18 protein-coding genes and 2 tRNA genes are annotated in these 17294 nt (G+C 65.3%); 15 read left to right on the plus strand and 5 right to left on the minus strand.

The window, feature by feature from the left end; genetic code table 11:
- Positions 1-4: 4 nt before the first annotated feature.
- Both ALIDE2_RS19810 and ALIDE2_RS19815 read right to left on the minus strand, forming a co-directional pair.
- The gene (locus ALIDE2_RS19810; protein WP_013517921.1) at positions 5-529 is read right to left on the minus strand and encodes a phage tail protein; all 525 of its coding nucleotides are present in this window, start codon (positions 527-529) and stop codon (positions 5-7) included.
- Positions 530-544: 15 nt separating this feature from the next.
- On the minus strand, positions 545-2437 hold the full coding sequence (locus ALIDE2_RS19815; RefSeq protein WP_013517922.1) for a phage tail sheath subtilisin-like domain-containing protein: 1893 nt from the start codon (positions 2435-2437) through the stop codon (positions 545-547).
- A 391-nt stretch (positions 2438-2828) separates the two neighbouring features.
- Here ALIDE2_RS19815 and gmk point away from each other — a divergent pair, with 391 nt between their 5' ends.
- From gmk to ALIDE2_RS19830, 3 genes are all read left to right on the plus strand, one after another.
- On the plus strand, positions 2829-3449 hold the full coding sequence (gmk, locus tag ALIDE2_RS19820; protein ID WP_013517923.1) for a guanylate kinase: 621 nt from the start codon (positions 2829-2831) through the stop codon (positions 3447-3449).
- Between the two features lie 19 nt (positions 3450-3468).
- A complete protein-coding gene (gene rpoZ, locus ALIDE2_RS19825) occupies positions 3469-3672 on the plus strand; it encodes a DNA-directed RNA polymerase subunit omega (RefSeq protein WP_011804389.1) in 204 nt (67 codons plus the stop codon).
- 100 nt (positions 3673-3772) lie between these two features.
- Positions 3773-6037, plus strand: a complete 2265-nt coding sequence (locus tag ALIDE2_RS19830) for a RelA/SpoT family protein (RefSeq protein ID WP_013517924.1) — start codon at positions 3773-3775, stop codon at positions 6035-6037.
- A 6-nt stretch (positions 6038-6043) separates the two neighbouring features.
- Here ALIDE2_RS19830 and greB read toward each other — a convergent pair whose 3' ends face one another.
- The 3 genes from greB to ALIDE2_RS19845 all read right to left on the minus strand — a co-directional run bounded on the left by greB (position 6044) and on the right by ALIDE2_RS19845 (position 7217).
- Positions 6044-6610, minus strand: coding sequence for a transcription elongation factor GreB (greB, locus tag ALIDE2_RS19835; RefSeq protein WP_013722984.1), 567 nt, complete (start codon positions 6608-6610; stop codon positions 6044-6046).
- A 98-nt stretch (positions 6611-6708) separates the two neighbouring features.
- Positions 6709-6785: transfer RNA gene (locus ALIDE2_RS19840), tRNA-Arg, on the minus strand.
- Between the two features lie 153 nt (positions 6786-6938).
- Positions 6939-7217 carry a hypothetical protein gene (locus ALIDE2_RS19845; protein ID WP_013517926.1) on the minus strand — a complete coding sequence of 93 codons (279 nt, stop codon included), beginning with the start codon at positions 7215-7217 and terminating at the stop codon, positions 6939-6941.
- Between the two features lie 214 nt (positions 7218-7431).
- Here ALIDE2_RS19845 and rpsO point away from each other — a divergent pair, with 214 nt between their 5' ends.
- The 12 genes from rpsO to nuoF all read left to right on the plus strand — a co-directional run bounded on the left by rpsO (position 7432) and on the right by nuoF (position 17289).
- Complete coding sequence (rpsO, locus tag ALIDE2_RS19850; RefSeq protein WP_041701110.1) at positions 7432-7698, plus strand: 30S ribosomal protein S15; 267 nt, start codon at positions 7432-7434, stop codon at positions 7696-7698.
- A gap of 230 nt (positions 7699-7928) precedes the next feature.
- Positions 7929-10124: a polyribonucleotide nucleotidyltransferase gene (pnp, locus tag ALIDE2_RS19855; RefSeq protein ID WP_013517928.1), complete on the plus strand. Its 2196-nt coding sequence runs from the start codon at positions 7929-7931 to the stop codon at positions 10122-10124.
- Positions 10125-10246: 122 nt separating this feature from the next.
- A complete protein-coding gene (locus tag ALIDE2_RS19860; protein WP_238530058.1) occupies positions 10247-11239 on the plus strand; it encodes an NAD(P)H-quinone oxidoreductase in 993 nt (330 codons plus the stop codon).
- Positions 11227-12030: a triose-phosphate isomerase gene (gene tpiA, locus ALIDE2_RS19865; RefSeq protein ID WP_013517930.1), complete on the plus strand. Its 804-nt coding sequence runs from the start codon at positions 11227-11229 to the stop codon at positions 12028-12030. Before ALIDE2_RS19860 ends, tpiA begins: the two co-directional genes overlap by 13 nt.
- Entirely contained in the window at positions 12027-12392 is a 366-nt protein-coding gene (gene secG / locus ALIDE2_RS19870; protein WP_013722985.1) for a preprotein translocase subunit SecG, read from the plus strand. Before tpiA ends, secG begins: the two co-directional genes overlap by 4 nt.
- A 129-nt stretch (positions 12393-12521) precedes the next feature.
- Positions 12522-12606: transfer RNA gene (locus ALIDE2_RS19875), tRNA-Leu, on the plus strand.
- Positions 12607-12680: 74 nt separating this feature from the next.
- Entirely contained in the window at positions 12681-13040 is a 360-nt protein-coding gene (locus ALIDE2_RS19880; RefSeq protein ID WP_041701668.1) for an NADH-quinone oxidoreductase subunit A, read from the plus strand.
- A gap of 36 nt (positions 13041-13076) precedes the next feature.
- Positions 13077-13556: a NuoB/complex I 20 kDa subunit family protein gene (locus ALIDE2_RS19885; protein WP_013517933.1), complete on the plus strand. Its 480-nt coding sequence runs from the start codon at positions 13077-13079 to the stop codon at positions 13554-13556.
- A gap of 9 nt (positions 13557-13565) precedes the next feature.
- Positions 13566-14174: an NADH-quinone oxidoreductase subunit C gene (locus ALIDE2_RS19890; RefSeq protein WP_013517934.1), complete on the plus strand. Its 609-nt coding sequence runs from the start codon at positions 13566-13568 to the stop codon at positions 14172-14174.
- A gap of 27 nt (positions 14175-14201) precedes the next feature.
- Positions 14202-15455, plus strand: coding sequence for an NADH-quinone oxidoreductase subunit D (locus ALIDE2_RS19895; protein WP_013517935.1), 1254 nt, complete (start codon positions 14202-14204; stop codon positions 15453-15455).
- Entirely contained in the window at positions 15452-15943 is a 492-nt protein-coding gene (gene nuoE, locus ALIDE2_RS19900) for an NADH-quinone oxidoreductase subunit NuoE (protein WP_013517936.1), read from the plus strand. Before ALIDE2_RS19895 ends, nuoE begins: the two co-directional genes overlap by 4 nt.
- The gene (nuoF, locus tag ALIDE2_RS19905; RefSeq protein WP_013722986.1) at positions 15940-17289 is read left to right on the plus strand and encodes an NADH-quinone oxidoreductase subunit NuoF; all 1350 of its coding nucleotides are present in this window, start codon (positions 15940-15942) and stop codon (positions 17287-17289) included. Before nuoE ends, nuoF begins: the two co-directional genes overlap by 4 nt.
- Positions 17290-17294 lie beyond the last annotated feature (5 nt).

Genomic DNA, 17294 nt, shown 5'->3' on the forward strand with positions numbered 1-17294 from the left:
GCAGTCACGCCGGTTCCGTATAGCTGGGTTCCGAGGGTTCGCCCACGTCGTAGTCGCGCTCCCAGCCTTCGTTCTCGAGCTTGATGTGCTGGATGGCCACCGCGTTGGCGTTGGCGTCCAGGTCCGGCAGCGCCTGGTACTCCGACACCCAGCAGCGGAACACCTTGTAGGCCAGCGCGAGTTGGCCGGCCTCGTTGTAGACCTCGATGATGAGGTCCTTGCGGAAGTCCTTGAGCGAGACCTCGGCGCCGAGGCCCGACCCGTAGTTCCAGACCTTGTTGGCCCATTTCTCGAACTCGGTGTCGTGCGTGACGCCGCGCTCCAGCGTGATCGCCTCGTACTTGGTGCGCCCGGGCGACTTGCGCGAGGTCGATGGGTCGCCGCCCTCGCGATGCTCCACCGGCTCGGTGCTGCGCTTCAGGGCGCCGACCTTGGAGATGCCGGCCACGTACTTGCCGTCCCATTTGACGCGGAATTTGAAGTTCTTGTACGGGTCGAACCGGGTGGCGTTGACGCTGAACTGTGCCATTTCGGATCTCCTTCGTCAGGCCTGGATCTGGCCCGCCATCTGCTGGATCTGTATGACCACGAACTCGGCCGGCTTGAGCGGCGCAAAGCCCACGATCACGTTCAGCACGCCGAGGTTGATGTCGTTCTGCGTGGTGGTCTCGCTGTCGCACTTGACGAAATAGGCCTCGCGCGGCGAGCGGCCCTGGAAGGCGCCCTGGCGGAACAGGCCCTGAAGGAACGCGCCGATGTTCAGCCGCACCTGCGCCCACAGCGGCTCGTCATTGGGCTCGAACACCACCCACTGCGTGCCGCGGTACAGGCTTTCTTCCAGGAACAGTGCCAGGCGGCGCACCGGTATGTACTTGTATTCGTCGGCTTGTGCATCCGAGCCCTTGAGCGTGCGCGCTCCCCAGACCACCCGGCCGTAGGCCGGGAAGTTGCGCAGGGCGTTCACGCCTTTGGGGTTGATCTGGCCGTTTTCTAGATCGTTGAGGGGAGAGGCGAGGTCGAGCACGCCGTTGAGCGTGGCGTCCGTTCCCGCGGGCGCCTTCCATACGCCGCGGTTCGCGTCGGTGCGCGCATAGACGCCGGCGAGCGAGCCCGAGGGGGCCATGGCGCGCGGGCGCAGCTCGTCCAGGGGATCCACCAGGCTCACGGCGGGGAAGTACACCGCTGCGTTGCGCGACTGCGTGACGCCGTTGGCCCAGGTGGCGATGTTGGACAGGTTCTTGCCCGAGGGCGCATCGACGATGTAGAAGGCGCGGCGCTTCTCGCACAAGTCCACCGCCGCCGGGATGACGGCCGCGGCCTGGAGGTCCGTCATGTCGAAGGTCTCGGGGATGCTGAGGATGTTGAACAGGTCCGCGTCCATCAGCGCATACATGCCGGTCTTGCTGCCCGGCGTGCCGACGATCTCCGTCGCGCCGGCGCGCGCGCCATCGACGCCCTTGACGGGGGGCACCAGGTTCGATGCGTCGGCCGGGCGGTGCTGGGCATTGCCCGTGAACTCGCGCCCGCCATTGGCCAGGCCCAGCTGGATGCTGCCCGACAGGCCTCCAAAGGCGCCACCGGAAATCACCACGCTCGACGATTCGCCGCTGGCCAGGGATGCGAGCTTGAGGCAGCCGGTGCCGGCGCCGCCGTCGGCGCCCGATTCAGACGCCTGCAGCGCCGCGGTCAATCCCGCCGTGCCTATGGCCGTGTTCACCGCGCTCGCTAGGTCGGCCATGTTGCCGGGCGCCGGCCCGGCCAGCGTGAGCTTGAATGCCGTGGCGCCGTTGACCACGCCGGCGATGACCAGATCCGTGGCCGTGAGCGGGAACGTCACCGCGGTGCTCACCGCGTAGCCCGCCCTGTTGAAGACGAGGCCGCCCTTGCGCTTGGCGGTAACGAGCGCGGATGCGTTGTTCACCACCGACTCCACATAGCGCGGCGAGGCGGAGTTCATGTCCAGGTTGCGGTGCGTCTCGAGGGGCCTGAGCGTCACGCCGTCGGCCTGGAGCTGCGAGACGACGAGGTTGAACTGGGCGTCGGGGTTGCGCGCGCCGGCATGGTCCACGGTGATGCGCAGGCCGTTGCCCCACGCGCCGGGCGTTGCCGCCGCCACGTCCAGTACTGCCGCGGGGGTGCTGTCCTGCAGTGTCCAGGCGGCCGATGCGTAGCCCGTGGCCACGCGCACGACGATGGCCTGGCTGCCACCGTTGGCGAAGAACTGCCGGACCGCATACGAGACGGGGCTGTCCCGGTCCAGCCCGCCGTAGGCGCGCTCGAAATCGCTGAAGCTGGTGATGGGCACGGCCTTGTCGGGCACGCCCATGCGCGTATAGCCCACGAACGCGGTCACTGAAGTCGCCACACCGGTGATCGTGCGCACGCCGCTGGATATTTCCTCGACGTAGACACCCGGATAACTCAGGGTACTGGGCATACAACCTCCAATCGGTCAGTCGACGATCGAGAGCCGTGTGGCTCGCTCATCCCCCCTGGTGCTCGTTCTGTGTCGCGTGCTTTGCGTTTTGTTGCCATGTGAGGCAACCGTCGGCGCCGCAGCAGCGGCTTGAAACAGTGGCTTTGATTCTGTAGTGGTTTCAAGGCCCAATCAACGGAAGTTTGCATTTACTAACATCGATTGGCAGTGCTTAACAATTTGAATTTGCCGGCTGCCTTGTGGCTGGCGCGGGGTGGGTTGCGCAGGCCACCGGGCCGCGCGTGCGGCTTTGGCCGGCGGGCTGGCTGATAGACTTCTTCCCGCCGGACCCATGCCTGCCGCCGCATCCAGTCGATAATCCGGTTTTGATAGCGATTAACGCACGCCCCATATGGATTACCCCGGAAATTTGTTCGTAGTCTCTGCTCCCAGCGGGGCGGGCAAGTCGAGCCTGGTGAAGGCGCTTCTGGAGCTGGACTCGCACGTGCAGCCCTCGGTGTCGCACACCACGCGTGCGCCCCGTGGCCAGGAAAAGCACGGGCGCGAGTATTTCTTCGTCTCCGAGCAGGAGTTCGACGCCATGGTGGCGGCCAACGGCTTCGTGGAGTGGGCGAACGTGCACGGGCGGCGCTACGGCACCTCGCGCAAGGCCATCGAGGAGCGCGTGGCCCTGGGCGCGGACGTGGTGCTGGAGATCGACTACCAGGGTGCGCTGCAGATCAAGCAGGCCTTCGTCAACGCGGTGCTGATCTTCATCCTGCCGCCCAGCTGGGAGGAGTTGCGCTCGCGCCTGGAGCGGCGCGGCGAGGATGCCGCCGACGTGATCGATCTGCGGCTGAAGAACGCTGAGGAGGAGATGGCGCAGGCCGGCAAATTCGACTTCGTTATAATCAACGAGGTGTTTGAACGAGCGCTTTTCGATCTGAAAACCATTGTTCACGCCCAGCGTCTCAAGTACGCCGCCCAGCGCCGCGCCCGGGCCGACACCTTTGAATCGCTCAACATCCCCTGATTCCCCTGGAGAGACCCCCATGGCCCGCATTACCGTGGAAGATTGCCTCGAGCAAATTCCCAACCGTTTTCAGCTGGTGCTCGCCGCCACCTACCGCGCCCGCATGCTCAGCCAGGGCCATGCCCCCAAGATCGAGAGCCGCAACAAACCGGCGGTGACCGCCCTGCGCGAGATCGCAGCAGGCAAGGTGGGGCTGGAGATGCTCAAGAAGGTGCCTGGCTGACCGCTTGGCGTCACCTGGCCCGCAACGCCAAAGAAGCACCGCTTGTCGGTGCTTTTTTTGCGCCCGCAACATGATCGGCCGAGCAAGTTACATTTGAGCCATGAACCTTGGGTCGAACAAAGCAACTGTCGCCAGCGCGCAGGTGCAACCTGCGGCGCCGGCCAACCCTTCCGCGGCGGCAGCCAATGCTGCGGCAGCGAGCTTTGCCGCGCTCATGGAGAAACTCGATTACCTCGACAGCGCTGGCATTGAACAGGTGCGCCAGGCCTATCGCTACGCCGACGCAGCACACCTGGGGCAGTTGCGCAACAGCGGCGAGCCCTACATCACGCACCCGATCGCCGTGGCGGCCCTGTGTGCCAGCTGGAAGCTGGATGTCCAGGCGCTCATGGCCGCATTGCTGCACGACGCCATGGAGGACTGCGGCATCACCAAGGCGGACCTCATCGACCGTTTCGGCCCCCAGGTGGCGGACCTGGTCGATGGCCTGACCAAGCTCGACAAGCTGCAGTTCAACACGCGCGAGGAGAACCAGGCCGAATCGTTTCGCAAGATGCTGCTGGCCATGGCGCGCGATGTGCGCGTCATCCTCATCAAGCTGGCGGACCGCACGCACAACATGCGCACGCTCTCCGACATGCCGCGCAGCAAGTGGGGGCGCATTTCGTCCGAGACGCTGGAGATCTACGCTCCGATCGCGCACCGCCTGGGGCTGAACCAGACCTACCGCGAACTGCAGGACCTGGCCTTCCGCCATCTGCATCCCTGGCGCTACGCCACCCTGTCCAAGGCGGTCACCAAGTCGCGCAACCGCCGCCGCGACATCGTGCAGAAGGTGCAGACCGACGTGGACGCCGCCTTCTCCCGCCTGGGCATGGCTGTGCGCCTGGCGGGGCGCGAGAAGACGCTGTTCGCCATCTACCAGAAGATGAACCTCAAGCACCTGAGCTTTGCCCAGGTGACCGATCTCTACGGCTTCCGCGTCATCGTGCATTCGGTGACCGACTGCTACACGGCGCTGGGCGTGCTGCACCAGATGTACAAGCCGGTGCCGGGCAAGTTCAAGGACCATATCGCGATTGCCAAGCTCAACGGCTATCAGTCACTGCATACGACGCTCGTGGGGCCGGCGGGCCTGAACATCGAGTTCCAGATCCGCACCGAGGAAATGCACATCGTGGCCGAGGCCGGCGTGGCGGCGCATTGGCTCTACAAGGCCCAGAACGCGGAAGGCGCCGCGGCCGAGCGCCTGGGCACGAAGTGGCTGCAGTCCCTGCTCGACATCCAGAACGAGACCCGCGACGCCGCCGAGTTCTGGGATCACGTGAAGGTGGACCTTTTCCCCGACGCGGTTTACGTGTTCACGCCCAGGAGCCAGATCCTGGCATTGCCTCGGGGGGCGACGGCGGTGGACTTCGCCTACGCCATCCACAGCGACGTGGGCGACAGGACGACCGCGGTCAGGATCAACGACGAGCAGGTGCCCCTGCGCACGGAGCTCAAGAATGGCGACGTGGTGGAGGTCATCACCACGGCGGGCGCCCACCCGAACCCAGCCTGGCTGGCCTTCGTGCGCACGGGCCGCGCGCGTTCCAAGATACGCCATTACCTCAAGACCCTGGCGCAGAACGAGTCCGCGGGCCTGGGTGAAAAGCTGCTGACCCAGGCGCTGCGCGCCGAGGGTATGGAGCAGTTGCCCGACGCACAGGCGCATGCGGCGATCTGGGAAAAACTGCTGCGTTTCACGGGCAACCGGACCCGCGTGGAGCTCATGACCGACGTGGGGCTGGGCAAGCGCATCGCCAGCATCGTGGCCAAGCGGCTGGTGTTGCTGCTGTCCGAGGGCGGGCAGCGGCCCGACGCCCTCCTGCTCACGCGCGAGCGCTACAGCGCCCACGAGAAGGTGTCGCAGGGCAGCATCACGCTCGATGGCAGCGAGAACGCATCGGTCCAGTACGCGAGCTGCTGCCGCCCCGTTCCCGGTGACGCCATCGTGGGCTATCTGGGGCGCGGCGAGGGACTGGTCGTGCACCACGCGCAGTGCGGAGTGGCCAAGAAGCTGCAGCACAAGGACGGCGAACGCTTCATCGCCGTCGATTGGGCGGAGGAGCCCACGCGCACGTTCGAGACGGGCATCACCGTCACCGTGACCAATGGCAAGGGCGTCCTGGCACGGGTCGCGTCGGAACTGGCGGACTGCGAGGCGGACATCGTGCGCGTGGACATGGACGATGCCATGGGCACCACCGACCTGCGCTTCGTCGTTGCCGTGCGCGACCTCGCCCACGTCGAGGCGGTGCTGCGCAACCTGCGCCGCACGCACTCCGTGCTGCGCGCGTTCCGCGTGTTGCCGCAGCCGCTCTGAAACGCGTCAGCCTTCCCCGCGCTGCGGATCGGGGTAGTGCACGGATAGGATTTCCAGCGTGCGCGTGCCCGCAGGCGTCTGCAGCGAGACCTCATCGCCCTCGCGGGCTTTGAGCAAGGCGCGTGCGACGGGTGAGATCCAGCTGATCTGCTGCAGGCCGTTGTCCGCCTCGTCCACGCCGAGGATGGTCACCGTGCGCTCCACGCCCTCGTCATCGACGTAGGTGACGGTGGCGCCGAAAAAGATCTGATCGCTGCCGGCGTGCACGGACGGGTCCACGACCTCGGCGATCTCCAACCTCTTGGTGAGGAAGCGGATGCGCCGGTCGATCTCGCGCAGCCTTTTCTTGCCGTACAGGTAGTCGCCGTTCTCCGAGCGGTCGCCATTGCTCGCGGCCCAGTGGACGATGTCGACCACCTTGGGGCGCTCCTCGTCGATCAGCGACAGCAATTCGGCGCGCAGCCGCGCATAGCCCTGAGGCGTGATGTAGTTCTTGCCGCCGGCGGGAATGACGGCCGGCAGGGCCGGCTCGTCGTCGCCGGCATCGGTTTCCTTGGTGAAAGCCTTGCTCATGCGTTTATGGTGCCTGAATGCGGCGTCCGGTTCACGGACTCGTCAATGCGGCAGAAACGAAAAAGCCCCGGAACCTTGCAGTTCCAGGGCTTACCGTTTGGTGCGGCTGGCAGGAATCGAACCCACGACCCCTTGGTTCGTAGCCAAGTACTCTATCCAGCTGAGCTACAGCCGCTAAGCTTTGAATTCTAGCATGAAATTTTCATGCTTCTTCAAAAATCGCCGCTTTTCTGAAAGAGCAGATCGGGAATCTGCTGTTCAGCCTCGTGGCGAAGAGCGGATTATAGCCGAGTTTTGCCCCGATTTCAGGAAAAGGGGCGCCCGGGCGTCAGCGGCGCGTGTAGCCCAGGCAGGCTCCTGCGTTGGGCAGGCCCCGGCATTCGCGGTAGAGCCGCCGGTCGCGTTCCGCGGTGCTTTCGCCGGAATGGTTTTGCTGGTGCTTGACCTTGGTCGACCGGGACTTCTTGGCGGGCGCATGCGCGGCGGCGCCTGCTTCCTGGTGCGGCCTGGCGGTGGCTGCGTGGCTGCAGGTGGCCGAGCACAGGCCGAAGATGCACAGGGCGATGGCCCATGCGGCAGTGCGCCCGGGCGTGTGTGAAGCTCTCATGGTGCGCCTCCCTGGGTGTGTTGTTCGTGCCTTCGCATCATGGGATCGATGGCGCGCTCCTGGGCATCCGGGGCCGCCCGGGTGGGCGCCGAAGCCGGTGCGAGATATAATCGACAGGTTTTGCATGGTGCAAGACGCACGCCGCAGGCCCTTCCAGCCCACGGCGCAAGTAACCCAGGGCGGCCGCGCGCCGCCTGCCTACAAGGAAATTCACATGATCGCTGCCTCCATCAAGGCCGAAGTCGTCAAGGCCAACCAACGTGCCGAAAACGACACCGGCAGCCCCGAAGTGCAAGTGGCCCTGCTGACGGCCCGCATCAACGAGCTGACACCCCACTTCAAGCAACACGCCAAGGACCACCACGGCCGCCGCGGCCTGCTGCGCATGGTGAGCCGCCGCCGCAAGCTGCTGGACTACCTCAAGGCCAAGGACGCCGACCGCTATACGGCCCTGATCGCCAAGCTGGGCCTGCGCAAGTAAGCACGGTGCAAGATCGAAACGCCTGAGTTAGCTCGCTAGCTCAGGCGTTTTTTACTTTTTTCTTTCGGAGAGAAACAGAGCGAAGCTGTGTCATTCCACGCCGGCGTTGGCGTTCGGTTTGCTATTGATTAAATAGCTACTAGCGCTTGTCTGGAATGGCATCGCGATCTGTTTTACCTCCAAACCTATGCTATTGGCGCGCCAGTAGCTATTTTTTCAGGAGTAAACGCATGACGATGTTCAACAAAGTCACCAAGACCTTCCAGTGGGGCCAGCATACGGTCACCATGGAGACGGGCGAGATCGCCCGCCAGGCATCCGGCGCCGTGCTGGTCAATATCGACGACACCGTGGTGCTGGCTACCGTGGTGGCGTCCAAGAACGCCAAGCCGGGCCAGGACTTCTTCCCGCTGACCGTGGACTACATCGAGAAGACCTACGCCGCCGGCAAGATCCCCGGCAGCTTCTTCAAGCGCGAGGCCAAGCCCAGCGAGCTGGAGACGCTGACCAGCCGCCTGATCGACCGCCCGATCCGCCCGCTGTTCCCCGAAGGCTTCTACAACGAAGTCCATGTGGTCATCCACACCATCTCGCTCAACCCCGAGGTGGACGCCGACATCGCCGCGATGATCGCCACGAGCGCCGCCCTGTCGGTGTCGGGCATTCCGTTCAACGGCCCCATCGGCGCCGCGCGCGTGGGCTACATCAATGGTGAGTACGTGCTCAACCCCGGCCAGACGGCGCGCAAGAACAGCCAGATGGACTTGGTCGTCGCCGGCACCGAGACCGCCGTGCTGATGGTCGAGTCCGAGGCCCTGCAACTACCCGAGGACGTGATGCTCGGCGCCGTGGTCTATGGCCACGAGCAGGGCAAGATCGCCATCGACGCCATCCACGAACTGGTGCGCGACGCGGGCAAGCCTGTGTGGGACTGGCAGCCTGAGGCCAAGGACGAGGCCCTGATCGCCAAGGTGGCCGAGCTGGGCGAAGGCACGCTGCGCGCCGCCTACCAGAACCGCAACAAGCAATTGCGCACGCAGGCCTGCCGCGAGGCCTATGCCGCCGTGAAGGCTGGCCTGACGGAGCAGGGCGTGGAGTTCGACGCCGTCAAGGTCGACAACATGTTGTTCGACATCGAGGCGCGCATCGTGCGCTCGCAGATCCTCGCGGGCGAGCCGCGCATCGATGGCCGCGACACGCGCACCGTGCGCCCCATCGAGATCCGCACCTCGGTGCTGCCGCGCACCCATGGCTCGGCCCTGTTCACGCGTGGCGAGACCCAGGCCCTGGTCGTCTCCACCCTGGGCACAGAGCGCGACGCGCAGCGCATCGACGCGCTGGCCGGCGAGTTCGAGGACCGCTTCCTGTTCCACTACAACATGCCTCCGTTCGCCACCGGCGAAGTGGGCCGCATGGGCTCGACCAAGCGCCGCGAGGTCGGCCATGGCCGCCTGGCCAAGCGCGCCCTGGTGGCCTGCCTGCCGAGCAAGGAAGAGTTCCCCTACACCATCCGCGTGGTGTCCGAGATCACCGAATCCAACGGCTCCTCGTCCATGGCCTCCGTCTGCGGCGGCTGCCTGTCGATGATGGATGCGGGCGTGCCCATGAAGGCGCACGTGGCCGGCATCGCCATGGGCCTGATCAAGGAAGACAACAAGTTCGCCGTGCTCACCGACATCCTGGGCGACGAGGACCACCTGGGTGACATGGACTTCAAGGTGGCCGGTACCACGGCCGGCATCACCGCCCTGCAGATGGACATCAAGATCCAGGGCATCACCAAGGAAATCATGCAGGTCGCGCTGGCCCAGGCCAAGGAAGCGCGCATGCACATCCTCGGGAAGATGCAGGAAGCCATGGGCGAGGCCAAGACCGAGATCAGCAGCTTCGCGCCCAAGCTCTTCACGATGAAGATCAACCCCGAGAAGATCCGCGACGTGATCGGCAAGGGCGGCGCCACCATCCGTGCGCTCACCGACGAGACCGGCTGCCAGATCAACATCGAGGAAGACGGCACCATCACCATCGCCGCTACCGAGGCTGCCAAGGCCGACGAGGCCAAGCGCCGCATCGAGGAGATCACGGCCGAGGTCGAGATCGGCAAGGTCTACGAAGGCCCGGTCACCAAGGTCCTGGACTTCGGTGCGCTGATCAACCTGCTGCCTGGCAAGGACGGCCTGCTGCACATCAGCCAGATCGCCCACGAGCGCGTGGAGAGGGTCGGCGATTACCTGCAGGAAGGCCAGATCGTCAAGGTCAAGGTGCTGGAGACCGACGACAAGGGCCGCGTCAAGTTGTCCATGAAGGCGCTCGCCGAGCGCCCCGCGGGCCTGCCGGAACGCGAGCCGCGCGAGCCCCGTGAACCGCGTGAGCCCCGTGGCGAACGCCGTGAGCGCCGGGACAATGGCGCGCCGGAGCAGCAGTAACCGTAAGGCCGCGCCGCGCCCCGGGGCCGGCGCATGGTGTTGCTATTGAAATAAGAGCTCCTGGCGCTTACTCCATAAGTGCTGGAGCCTTGAAACATTCCAATATTGCAATGAAGAATGTGATGCAAGCGGTAGAAATCTCAGCGTTCGGCCCGCCCGAAGGGCTGTGCCTTGCCGAACGCCCGCTGCCGCAGCCCGGTGCGGGCGAGCTGCTGATCCGCGTCGCGGCCAGTGGCGTGAACCGTCCCGACGTGCTGCAGCGCAAGGGGCATTACGCACCGCCGCCGGGCGTGTCCGACCTGCCGGGCCTGGAGGTGGCCGGCGTGGTGGAGTCCGGCGATGCCGCCGCCATGGCGCAGGCGGGCATCCGCGTGGGCGATCGCGTCTGCGCACTGGTCGCCGGCGGCGGCTACGCCGCGTACTGCGTGGCCCCCGTGGCGCAATGCCTGCCGGTGCCCGAGGGGCTGAGCGATGTGGAGGCGGCCTCGCTGCCCGAGACGTTTTTCACCGTGTGGAGCAACGTGTTCGACCGCGCGCGCCTGCAGGCGGGCGAGACCCTGCTGGTGCAGGGCGGCAGCAGCGGCATCGGCGTCACGGCCATCCAGCTGGCGCGCGCGCGCGGCGCCACGGTCATCGTCACCGCGGGCACGGACGAGAAATGCGCAGCCTGCCTGGCGCTGGGCGCGCACCACGCCATTAACTACAAATCGCAGGACTTCGTGGCCGAAGCGCAGCGCATCACCGAAGGGCGGGGCGTGGACGTGGTGCTCGACATGGTGGCGGGCCCGTACGTGGCGCGCGAGGTGGAATGCCTGGCCGAGGACGGGCGCGTGGTCATCATCGCCGTGCAGGGTGGGGTGAAGGCCGAATTCAACGCCGCCCTGGTGCTGCGCAAGCGCCTGACCATCACGGGCTCCACGCTGCGCCCCCGCCCCGTGGCCTTCAAGGCGGCGATCGCCAAGGCCCTGCGCGAGCAGGTCTGGCCGCTGCTGGCGTCGGGCGCGGTGAAGCCGGTCATCCACAGCACGTTCGCTGCGGCCGATGCGGCCCAGGCGCACGCGCTGATGGAGTCCAACCAACATGTGGGCAAGATTGTTTTGACATGGACGACATGACTCAGAAAAAGAAACTCATTGCCGGCAACTGGAAGATGAACGGCAGCCTGCAGGCCAACGCGGCCCTGCTGCAGGCGCTGCGCGACGGGCTCGGCGAGGCCGCCTGCGCCGTGGCCGTGGCCGTCCCGGCGCCGTACCTGGCGCAGGTGCAGGGGCTGGTCGCCGGCTCGGCGATCGCGCTTGCCGCCCAGGACGTGTCGCAGCATGAGTCGGGCGCGTTCACGGGAGAGGTCTCCGCGGCCATGCTGCGCGACTTCGGCACGCGCTACGTGCTCGTGGGGCACTCCGAACGCCGCCAGTACCACGGCGAGACAGATGCCGTGGTGGCGGCCAAGGCGCAGCGCGCGCTGGCGGCTGGCATCACGCCCATCGTGTGCGTGGGCGAGACTCTGGCGGAGCGCGAGGCGGGGCAGACGGAGGCCGTGGTCAAGCGTCAGCTGGCGGCGGTGGTGCAGTCCAATGGCCAGTGCATCAGCGAAATCGTGGTCGCCTACGAGCCCGTCTGGGCCATCGGCACGGGCCGCACGGCGACCCCCGAGCAGGCCCAGCAGGTGCACGCCGTGCTGCGCGCCCAGCTGGCGGCGGCGACCGAGCGCGCCGACCGCGTGTCCCTGCTGTACGGTGGCAGCATGAATGCCGCCAACGCGGCGCAGCTGCTGGCGCAGCCCGACATCGACGGCGGCCTGGTGGGCGGGGCCTCGCTCAAGGCCGCAGATTTTCTGCAAATTATTGCTGCAGCGCATGCTATACAAGCGCAAGCAGCTACGGAATTAGGAGCTGAAAAAGCATGAATGCAGTCGTGAACATAATCCTGGCGATCCAGATGCTGGCGGCGCTGGGCATGATCGGATTGATCCTGATCCAGCATGGCAAGGGCGCCGACATGGGTGCCGCCTTCGGCAGCGGCAGCTCCGGCAGCCTGTTCGGCGCCAGCGGCAGCGCCAACTTCCTGTCGCGCACCACGGCCGTCCTGGCGACGATCTTTTTCGTGGCCACGCTGGCCCTGGCCTATTTCGGCAATCAACGCCCCGCGAGCAGCGGCAGCGTGCTGGAAACGCCGGCCGCCGCCGTACCTGCCGCCGGCGCCTCCACGGCGGTGCCCGCGCCTGCCGCGGAGCCTGCATCGGGCGCCGCGCAAATCCCCACGAAGTGAGTGGACGAGGGGCGTCATAAAAAACCGCTTCTCCGCTTTGTGACAGGGTTTTTCCGGGGTAGAATCTTAGTCTGTCTGGAAAGCCAAAACCGTTTTTCCGGTCCTCATGCCATCCAGATGCATACAGCAGCCGTCGTGGTGAAATTGGTAGACACGCTATCTTGAGGGGGTAGTGGCGAAAGCTGTGCGAGTTCGAGTCTCGCCGACGGCACCAATCACAAGAGGCCACCTCCTGGCCCGCAAAGCGGGGCATGCGAGGTGGTCTCCAGCGATGAGTACATCCTCCAGATGAACCTCGATCAATACCTCCCAGTCCTTTTGTTCATTCTGGTCGGCATCGGTGTTGGCGTCGTGCCGCTCCTGCTGGGCTATGTACTGGGGCCCAACCGCCCGGATCCGGCAAAGAATTCCCCTTACGAATGTGGCTTCGAGGCCTTCGACGATGCGCGCATGAAGTTCGACGTGCGCTACTACCTCGTGGCCATCCTGTTCATCCTGTTCGATCTGGAAATCGCCTTCCTCTTTCCCTGGGCCGTGGCATTGCAGGACGTGGGGGCGACGGGCTTCGTAGCCGTCGTGATTTTCCTCTCCATCCTGGTCATAGGCTTTGCCTACGAGTGGAAAAAAGGCGCCCTGGATTGGGAATGAGCGGCGCCATGCAGGCGCCATACAAGGAATGACACGATGATTGAAGGTGTGATGAAGGAGGGCTTCGTCACCACGAGCTATGACGCCGTGGTGAACTGGGCCAAGACCGGATCCCTTTGGCCTGTGACCTTCGGTCTGGCCTGCTGTGCGGTGGAGATGATGCACGCCGCCGCGGCGCGCTATGACTTGGCGCGCTTCGGCGCCGAGGTGTTTCGTGCCAGCCCGCGCCAGTCCGACCTGATGATCGTGGCCGGAACGCTGTGCAACAAGATGGCCCCCGCTCTGCGCAAGGTCTACGACCAGATGGCGGAGCCGCGCTGGGTGATCTCCATGGGGTCGTGCGCCAATGGCGGCGGCTATTACCACTACAGCTACTCGGTGGTGCGCGGCTGCGACCGCGTGGTGCCGGTGGATGTGTACGTGCCGGGCTGCCCGCCGACGGCCGAGGCGCTGATCTACGGCATCATCCAGCTGCAGCAGAAGATCCGCCGCACCCACACCATTGCGCGCGTTTGAGGGGATTCGATGACCGACATTGCCATTCACCCTGAGAAGCTGCGCGACGCCGTGGCCGGTGCCTTGGGCGACAAGCTGCGCGAGATCCGGCTGGCGCTCGGCGAGGTCACCGTGGTGGTCGCCGCGGAGGACTACCTGGCGGCCATGGAGATCCTGCGCGATGCGCCGCAATGCCGTTTCGAGCAGCTGATCGACCTGTGCGGCGTGGACTATTCGACCTATGGCGAGGTGGGGACGGACGGGCCCCGCTACGCCGTGGTGACGCACCTGCTGTCGTTGTCGCTGAACCAGCGGCTGCGCGTCAAGGTGTTCTGTCCGGACGATGACTTCCCGGTCATTCCTTCCGTCACCGGAATCTGGAATGGCGCCAACTGGTTCGAGCGCGAGGCGTTCGACCTCTATGGCATCGTGTTCGACGGCCACAACGACCTGCGCCGCATCCTGACGGACTACGGCTTCATCGGCCACCCCTTCCGCAAGGACTTCCCGCTTTCGGGCCATGTGGAGATGCGCTACGACGCCGAGCAGCGCCGCGTCGTTTACGAGCCCGTGACCATCGAGCCGCGTGAGATCACGCCACGCATCATCCGAGAAGACAACTACGGAGGCCTGCACTGAGGCGGTTGTCCGCCAAGGTGTTCGATCATGGCTGAAATCAAGAACTATTCCCTGAACTTCGGACCGCAGCACCCCGCCGCGCACGGCGTCCTGCGCCTGGTGCTGGAACTCGACGGCGAGGTGGTGCAGCGCGCCGACCCCCACGTGGGCCTGCTGCACCGCGCCACGGAAAAGCTGGCCGAGTACAAGACCTACATCCAGTCGCTGCCCTACATGGACCGCCTGGACTACGTGTCCATGATGTGCAACGAGCAGGCCTACTGTCTGGCGATCGAGAAGATGCTGGGCGTCGAGGTGCCCCTGCGCGCCAAGTACATCCGTACCATGTTCGGCGAGATCACCCGCCTGCTCAACCACCTGATGTGGCTGGGCTCCAATGGCATGGACCTGGGCGCATCTACGGTGCTGATGTACACCTTCCGCGAGCGTGAGACCCTGTTCGACATGTACGAGGCGGTCTCCGGCGCGCGCATGCATGCGGCCTACTTCCGTCCCGGCGGCGTGTACCGCGACCTGCCTGACACCATGGCGCAGCTCAAGCCGAGCAAAGTGCGCAACGCTAAGGCCCTGGAGGAGTTCAACCGCAACCGCCAGGGCGGCCTGCTGGACTTCATCGACGACTTCTGCGCCAAGTTCCCCGGTTACGTGGACGAGTACGAGACCCTGCTGACCGACAACCGCATCTGGAAGCAGCGCACCGTGGGCATCGGCGTCGTCTCGGCCGAGCGTGCCCTGAATCTCAGCATGTCGGGTGTGATGCTGCGCGGCTCGGGAGTGGCCTGGGACTTGCGCAAGAAGCAGCCCTACGACGCCTACGACCGCGTCGAGTTCGACATTCCCGTGGGCAAGAACGGCGACTGCTACGACCGCTACTTGGTGCGCGTCGAGGAAATGCGGCAGTCCAACCGCATCATCAAGCAGTGCGTGGACTGGCTGCGTGCCAATCCCGGCCCCGTCATCGTCGACAATTACAAGATTGCGCCGCCGCCGCGCGAGCGCATGAAGACGGGGATGGAAGACCTGATCCACCACTTCAAGCTGTTCTCCGAGGGCTTCCGCGTGCCCGAGGGCGAAGCCTATGCCGCCGTCGAGCATCCGAAGGGCGAGTTCGGCATCTACCTCGTGAGTGACGGCGCCAACAAGCCCTATCGCCTGAAGATTCGCGCCCCGGGCTTTGCCCATCTGGCGGCGTACGACGAATTGACGCGCGGCCACATGATCGCCGACGCTGTCGCCGTCATCGGCACCATGGATATCGTGTTCGGAGAGATTGACCGATGATTACCGAAGCGACCAAGGAGCGCTTTGCGCGCGAAGTGGCCAAGTACCCGCCTGAGCAGAAGCAGTCCGCCGTGATGGCCTGCCTGTCCATCGTGCAGCAGGAGCAGGGCTGGATCAGCCAGGAAAGCGAGGCAGCGATTGCCGAGTACCTGGGCATGCCCCAGATAGCCGTGCACGAGGTCACGACCTTCTACAACATGTACAACCAACAGCCGGTGGGCAAGTACAAGCTGGCCGTCTGCACCAACCTGCCTTGCCAGCTGCGCGGCGGCAACCAGGCGCTGCACCATCTGGAGGCCAAGCTGGGCATCACGATGGGCGAGACCACGCAGGATGGCCTGTTCACCCTGCAGCAATGCGAGTGCCTGGGCGCCTGCGCCGATGCGCCGACCATGCTGGTCAACGATCGTCACATGTGCAGCTTCATGGAAAACGACAAGCTCGATCAACTGGTCGATGGCCTGCGCGCTGCGGAGGGTAAGCAATGACCACGGCCGCACAAGTCCTGTCGCAGTTCCAGGCCACGGGCGTACAGACCTGTTTCCATGACCGCCACATCAACCCGCAGATCTATGCGGGCCTCAATGGCAGCAACTGGAGCATCAAGGACTACGAGGCGCGCGGCGGCTATGCGGCGCTGCGCAAGATCCTGGGCAAGGATGGCGGCGAGGGCCTCACGCAGGACCAGGTGATCGCTACCGTCAAGGAGTCGGGCCTGCGCGGCCGCGGCGGCGCAGGCTTCCCCACGGGCCTGAAGTGGAGCTTCATGCCGCGCCAGTTCCCGGGGCAGAAGCACCTGGTGTGCAACTCCGACGAGGGCGAGCCCGGTACCTGCAAAGACCGCGACATCCTGATGTACAACCCGCACATCGTGATCGAAGGCATGATCATTGCCGCGTACGCGATGGGCATCTCGCTGGGCTACAACTACATCCATGGCGAGATCTTCCAGGTCTACGAACGTTTCGAGGCGGCGCTGGAAGAGGCGCGCGCGGCGGGCTACCTGGGCAGCAACATCATGGACAGCGACTTCAGCTTCCAGCTGCACGCCCACCATGGCTTTGGCGCCTACATCTGCGGCGAGGAGACCGCGCTGCTCGAATCGCTGGAAGGCAAGAAAGGCCAGCCGCGCTTCAAGCCGCCGTTCCCGGCCAGCTTCGGCCTGTACGGCAAGCCCACGACCATCAACAACACCGAGACCTTCGCGGCCGTGCCCTGGATCATCCGCAACGGCGGCCAGGCCTACCTCGAATGCGGCAAGCCCAACAACGGCGGGACCAAAATATTCTCGGTCTCGGGCGACGTGGAGCGTCCCGGCAACTACGAGATCCCGCTGGGGACGCCGTTCGCCAAGTTGCTCGAACTCGCGGGCGGCGTGCGCAAGGGCCGCCAGCTCAAGGCCGTGATCCCGGGCGGCTCGTCTGCACCCGTGCTGCCCGCTTCCATCATGATGGAATGCACGATGGACTACGACTCCATCGCCAAGGCCGGCTCCATGCTGGGCTCGGGTGCCGTCATTGTGATGGACGACTCGCGCGACATGGTGGAATCGCTGATGCGCCTGTCCTACTTCTACATGCACGAGTCCTGCGGCCAGTGCACCCCCTGCCGGGAGGGCACGGGCTGGCTCTGGCGCGTGGTGCACCGCATCCAGCATGGCCAGGGCCGTGTCGAGGATATCGAGGTCCTGGATTCGGTGGCCTTCAACATCATGGGCCGCACGATTTGTGCGCTGGGCGACGCCGCCGCGATGCCCGTGCGCGCCATGATCAAGCATTTCCGCCACGAGTTCGTGGCCAAGATCGAGGCTGCAGCCAAGGCATCCGCTGCCTGATCGCG

Source organism: Alicycliphilus denitrificans K601 (genome assembly GCF_000204645.1).
Classification (GTDB): domain Bacteria; phylum Pseudomonadota; class Gammaproteobacteria; order Burkholderiales; family Burkholderiaceae_C; genus Alicycliphilus; species Alicycliphilus denitrificans.

Coding starts and splice junctions, on each gene's coding strand:
- rpsO (WP_041701110.1), top strand. CDS start 7,432: ATGATCGCTGCCTCCATCAAGGCCGAAGTCGTCAAGGCCAACCAACGT.
- nuoE (WP_013517936.1), top strand. CDS start 15,452: ATGATTACCGAAGCGACCAAGGAGCGCTTTGCGCGCGAAGTGGCCAAG.
- ALIDE2_RS19830 (WP_013517924.1), top strand. CDS start 3,773: ATGAACCTTGGGTCGAACAAAGCAACTGTCGCCAGCGCGCAGGTGCAA.
- pnp (WP_013517928.1), top strand. CDS start 7,929: ATGACGATGTTCAACAAAGTCACCAAGACCTTCCAGTGGGGCCAGCAT.
- tpiA (WP_013517930.1), top strand. CDS start 11,227: ATGGACGACATGACTCAGAAAAAGAAACTCATTGCCGGCAACTGGAAG.
- secG (WP_013722985.1), top strand. CDS start 12,027: ATGAATGCAGTCGTGAACATAATCCTGGCGATCCAGATGCTGGCGGCG.
- ALIDE2_RS19815 (WP_013517922.1), bottom strand. CDS start 2,437: ATGCCCAGTACCCTGAGTTATCCGGGTGTCTACGTCGAGGAAATATCC.
- ALIDE2_RS19810 (WP_013517921.1), bottom strand. CDS start 529: ATGGCACAGTTCAGCGTCAACGCCACCCGGTTCGACCCGTACAAGAAC.
- ALIDE2_RS19885 (WP_013517933.1), top strand. CDS start 13,077: ATGATTGAAGGTGTGATGAAGGAGGGCTTCGTCACCACGAGCTATGAC.
- nuoF (WP_013722986.1), top strand. CDS start 15,940: ATGACCACGGCCGCACAAGTCCTGTCGCAGTTCCAGGCCACGGGCGTA.
- greB (WP_013722984.1), bottom strand. CDS start 6,610: ATGAGCAAGGCTTTCACCAAGGAAACCGATGCCGGCGACGACGAGCCG.
- ALIDE2_RS19895 (WP_013517935.1), top strand. CDS start 14,202: ATGGCTGAAATCAAGAACTATTCCCTGAACTTCGGACCGCAGCACCCC.
- rpoZ (WP_011804389.1), top strand. CDS start 3,469: ATGGCCCGCATTACCGTGGAAGATTGCCTCGAGCAAATTCCCAACCGT.
- gmk (WP_013517923.1), top strand. CDS start 2,829: ATGGATTACCCCGGAAATTTGTTCGTAGTCTCTGCTCCCAGCGGGGCG.
- ALIDE2_RS19880 (WP_041701668.1), top strand. CDS start 12,681: ATGAACCTCGATCAATACCTCCCAGTCCTTTTGTTCATTCTGGTCGGC.
- ALIDE2_RS19845 (WP_013517926.1), bottom strand. CDS start 7,217: ATGAGAGCTTCACACACGCCCGGGCGCACTGCCGCATGGGCCATCGCC.
- ALIDE2_RS19860 (WP_238530058.1), top strand. CDS start 10,247: ATGCAAGCGGTAGAAATCTCAGCGTTCGGCCCGCCCGAAGGGCTGTGC.
- ALIDE2_RS19890 (WP_013517934.1), top strand. CDS start 13,566: ATGACCGACATTGCCATTCACCCTGAGAAGCTGCGCGACGCCGTGGCC.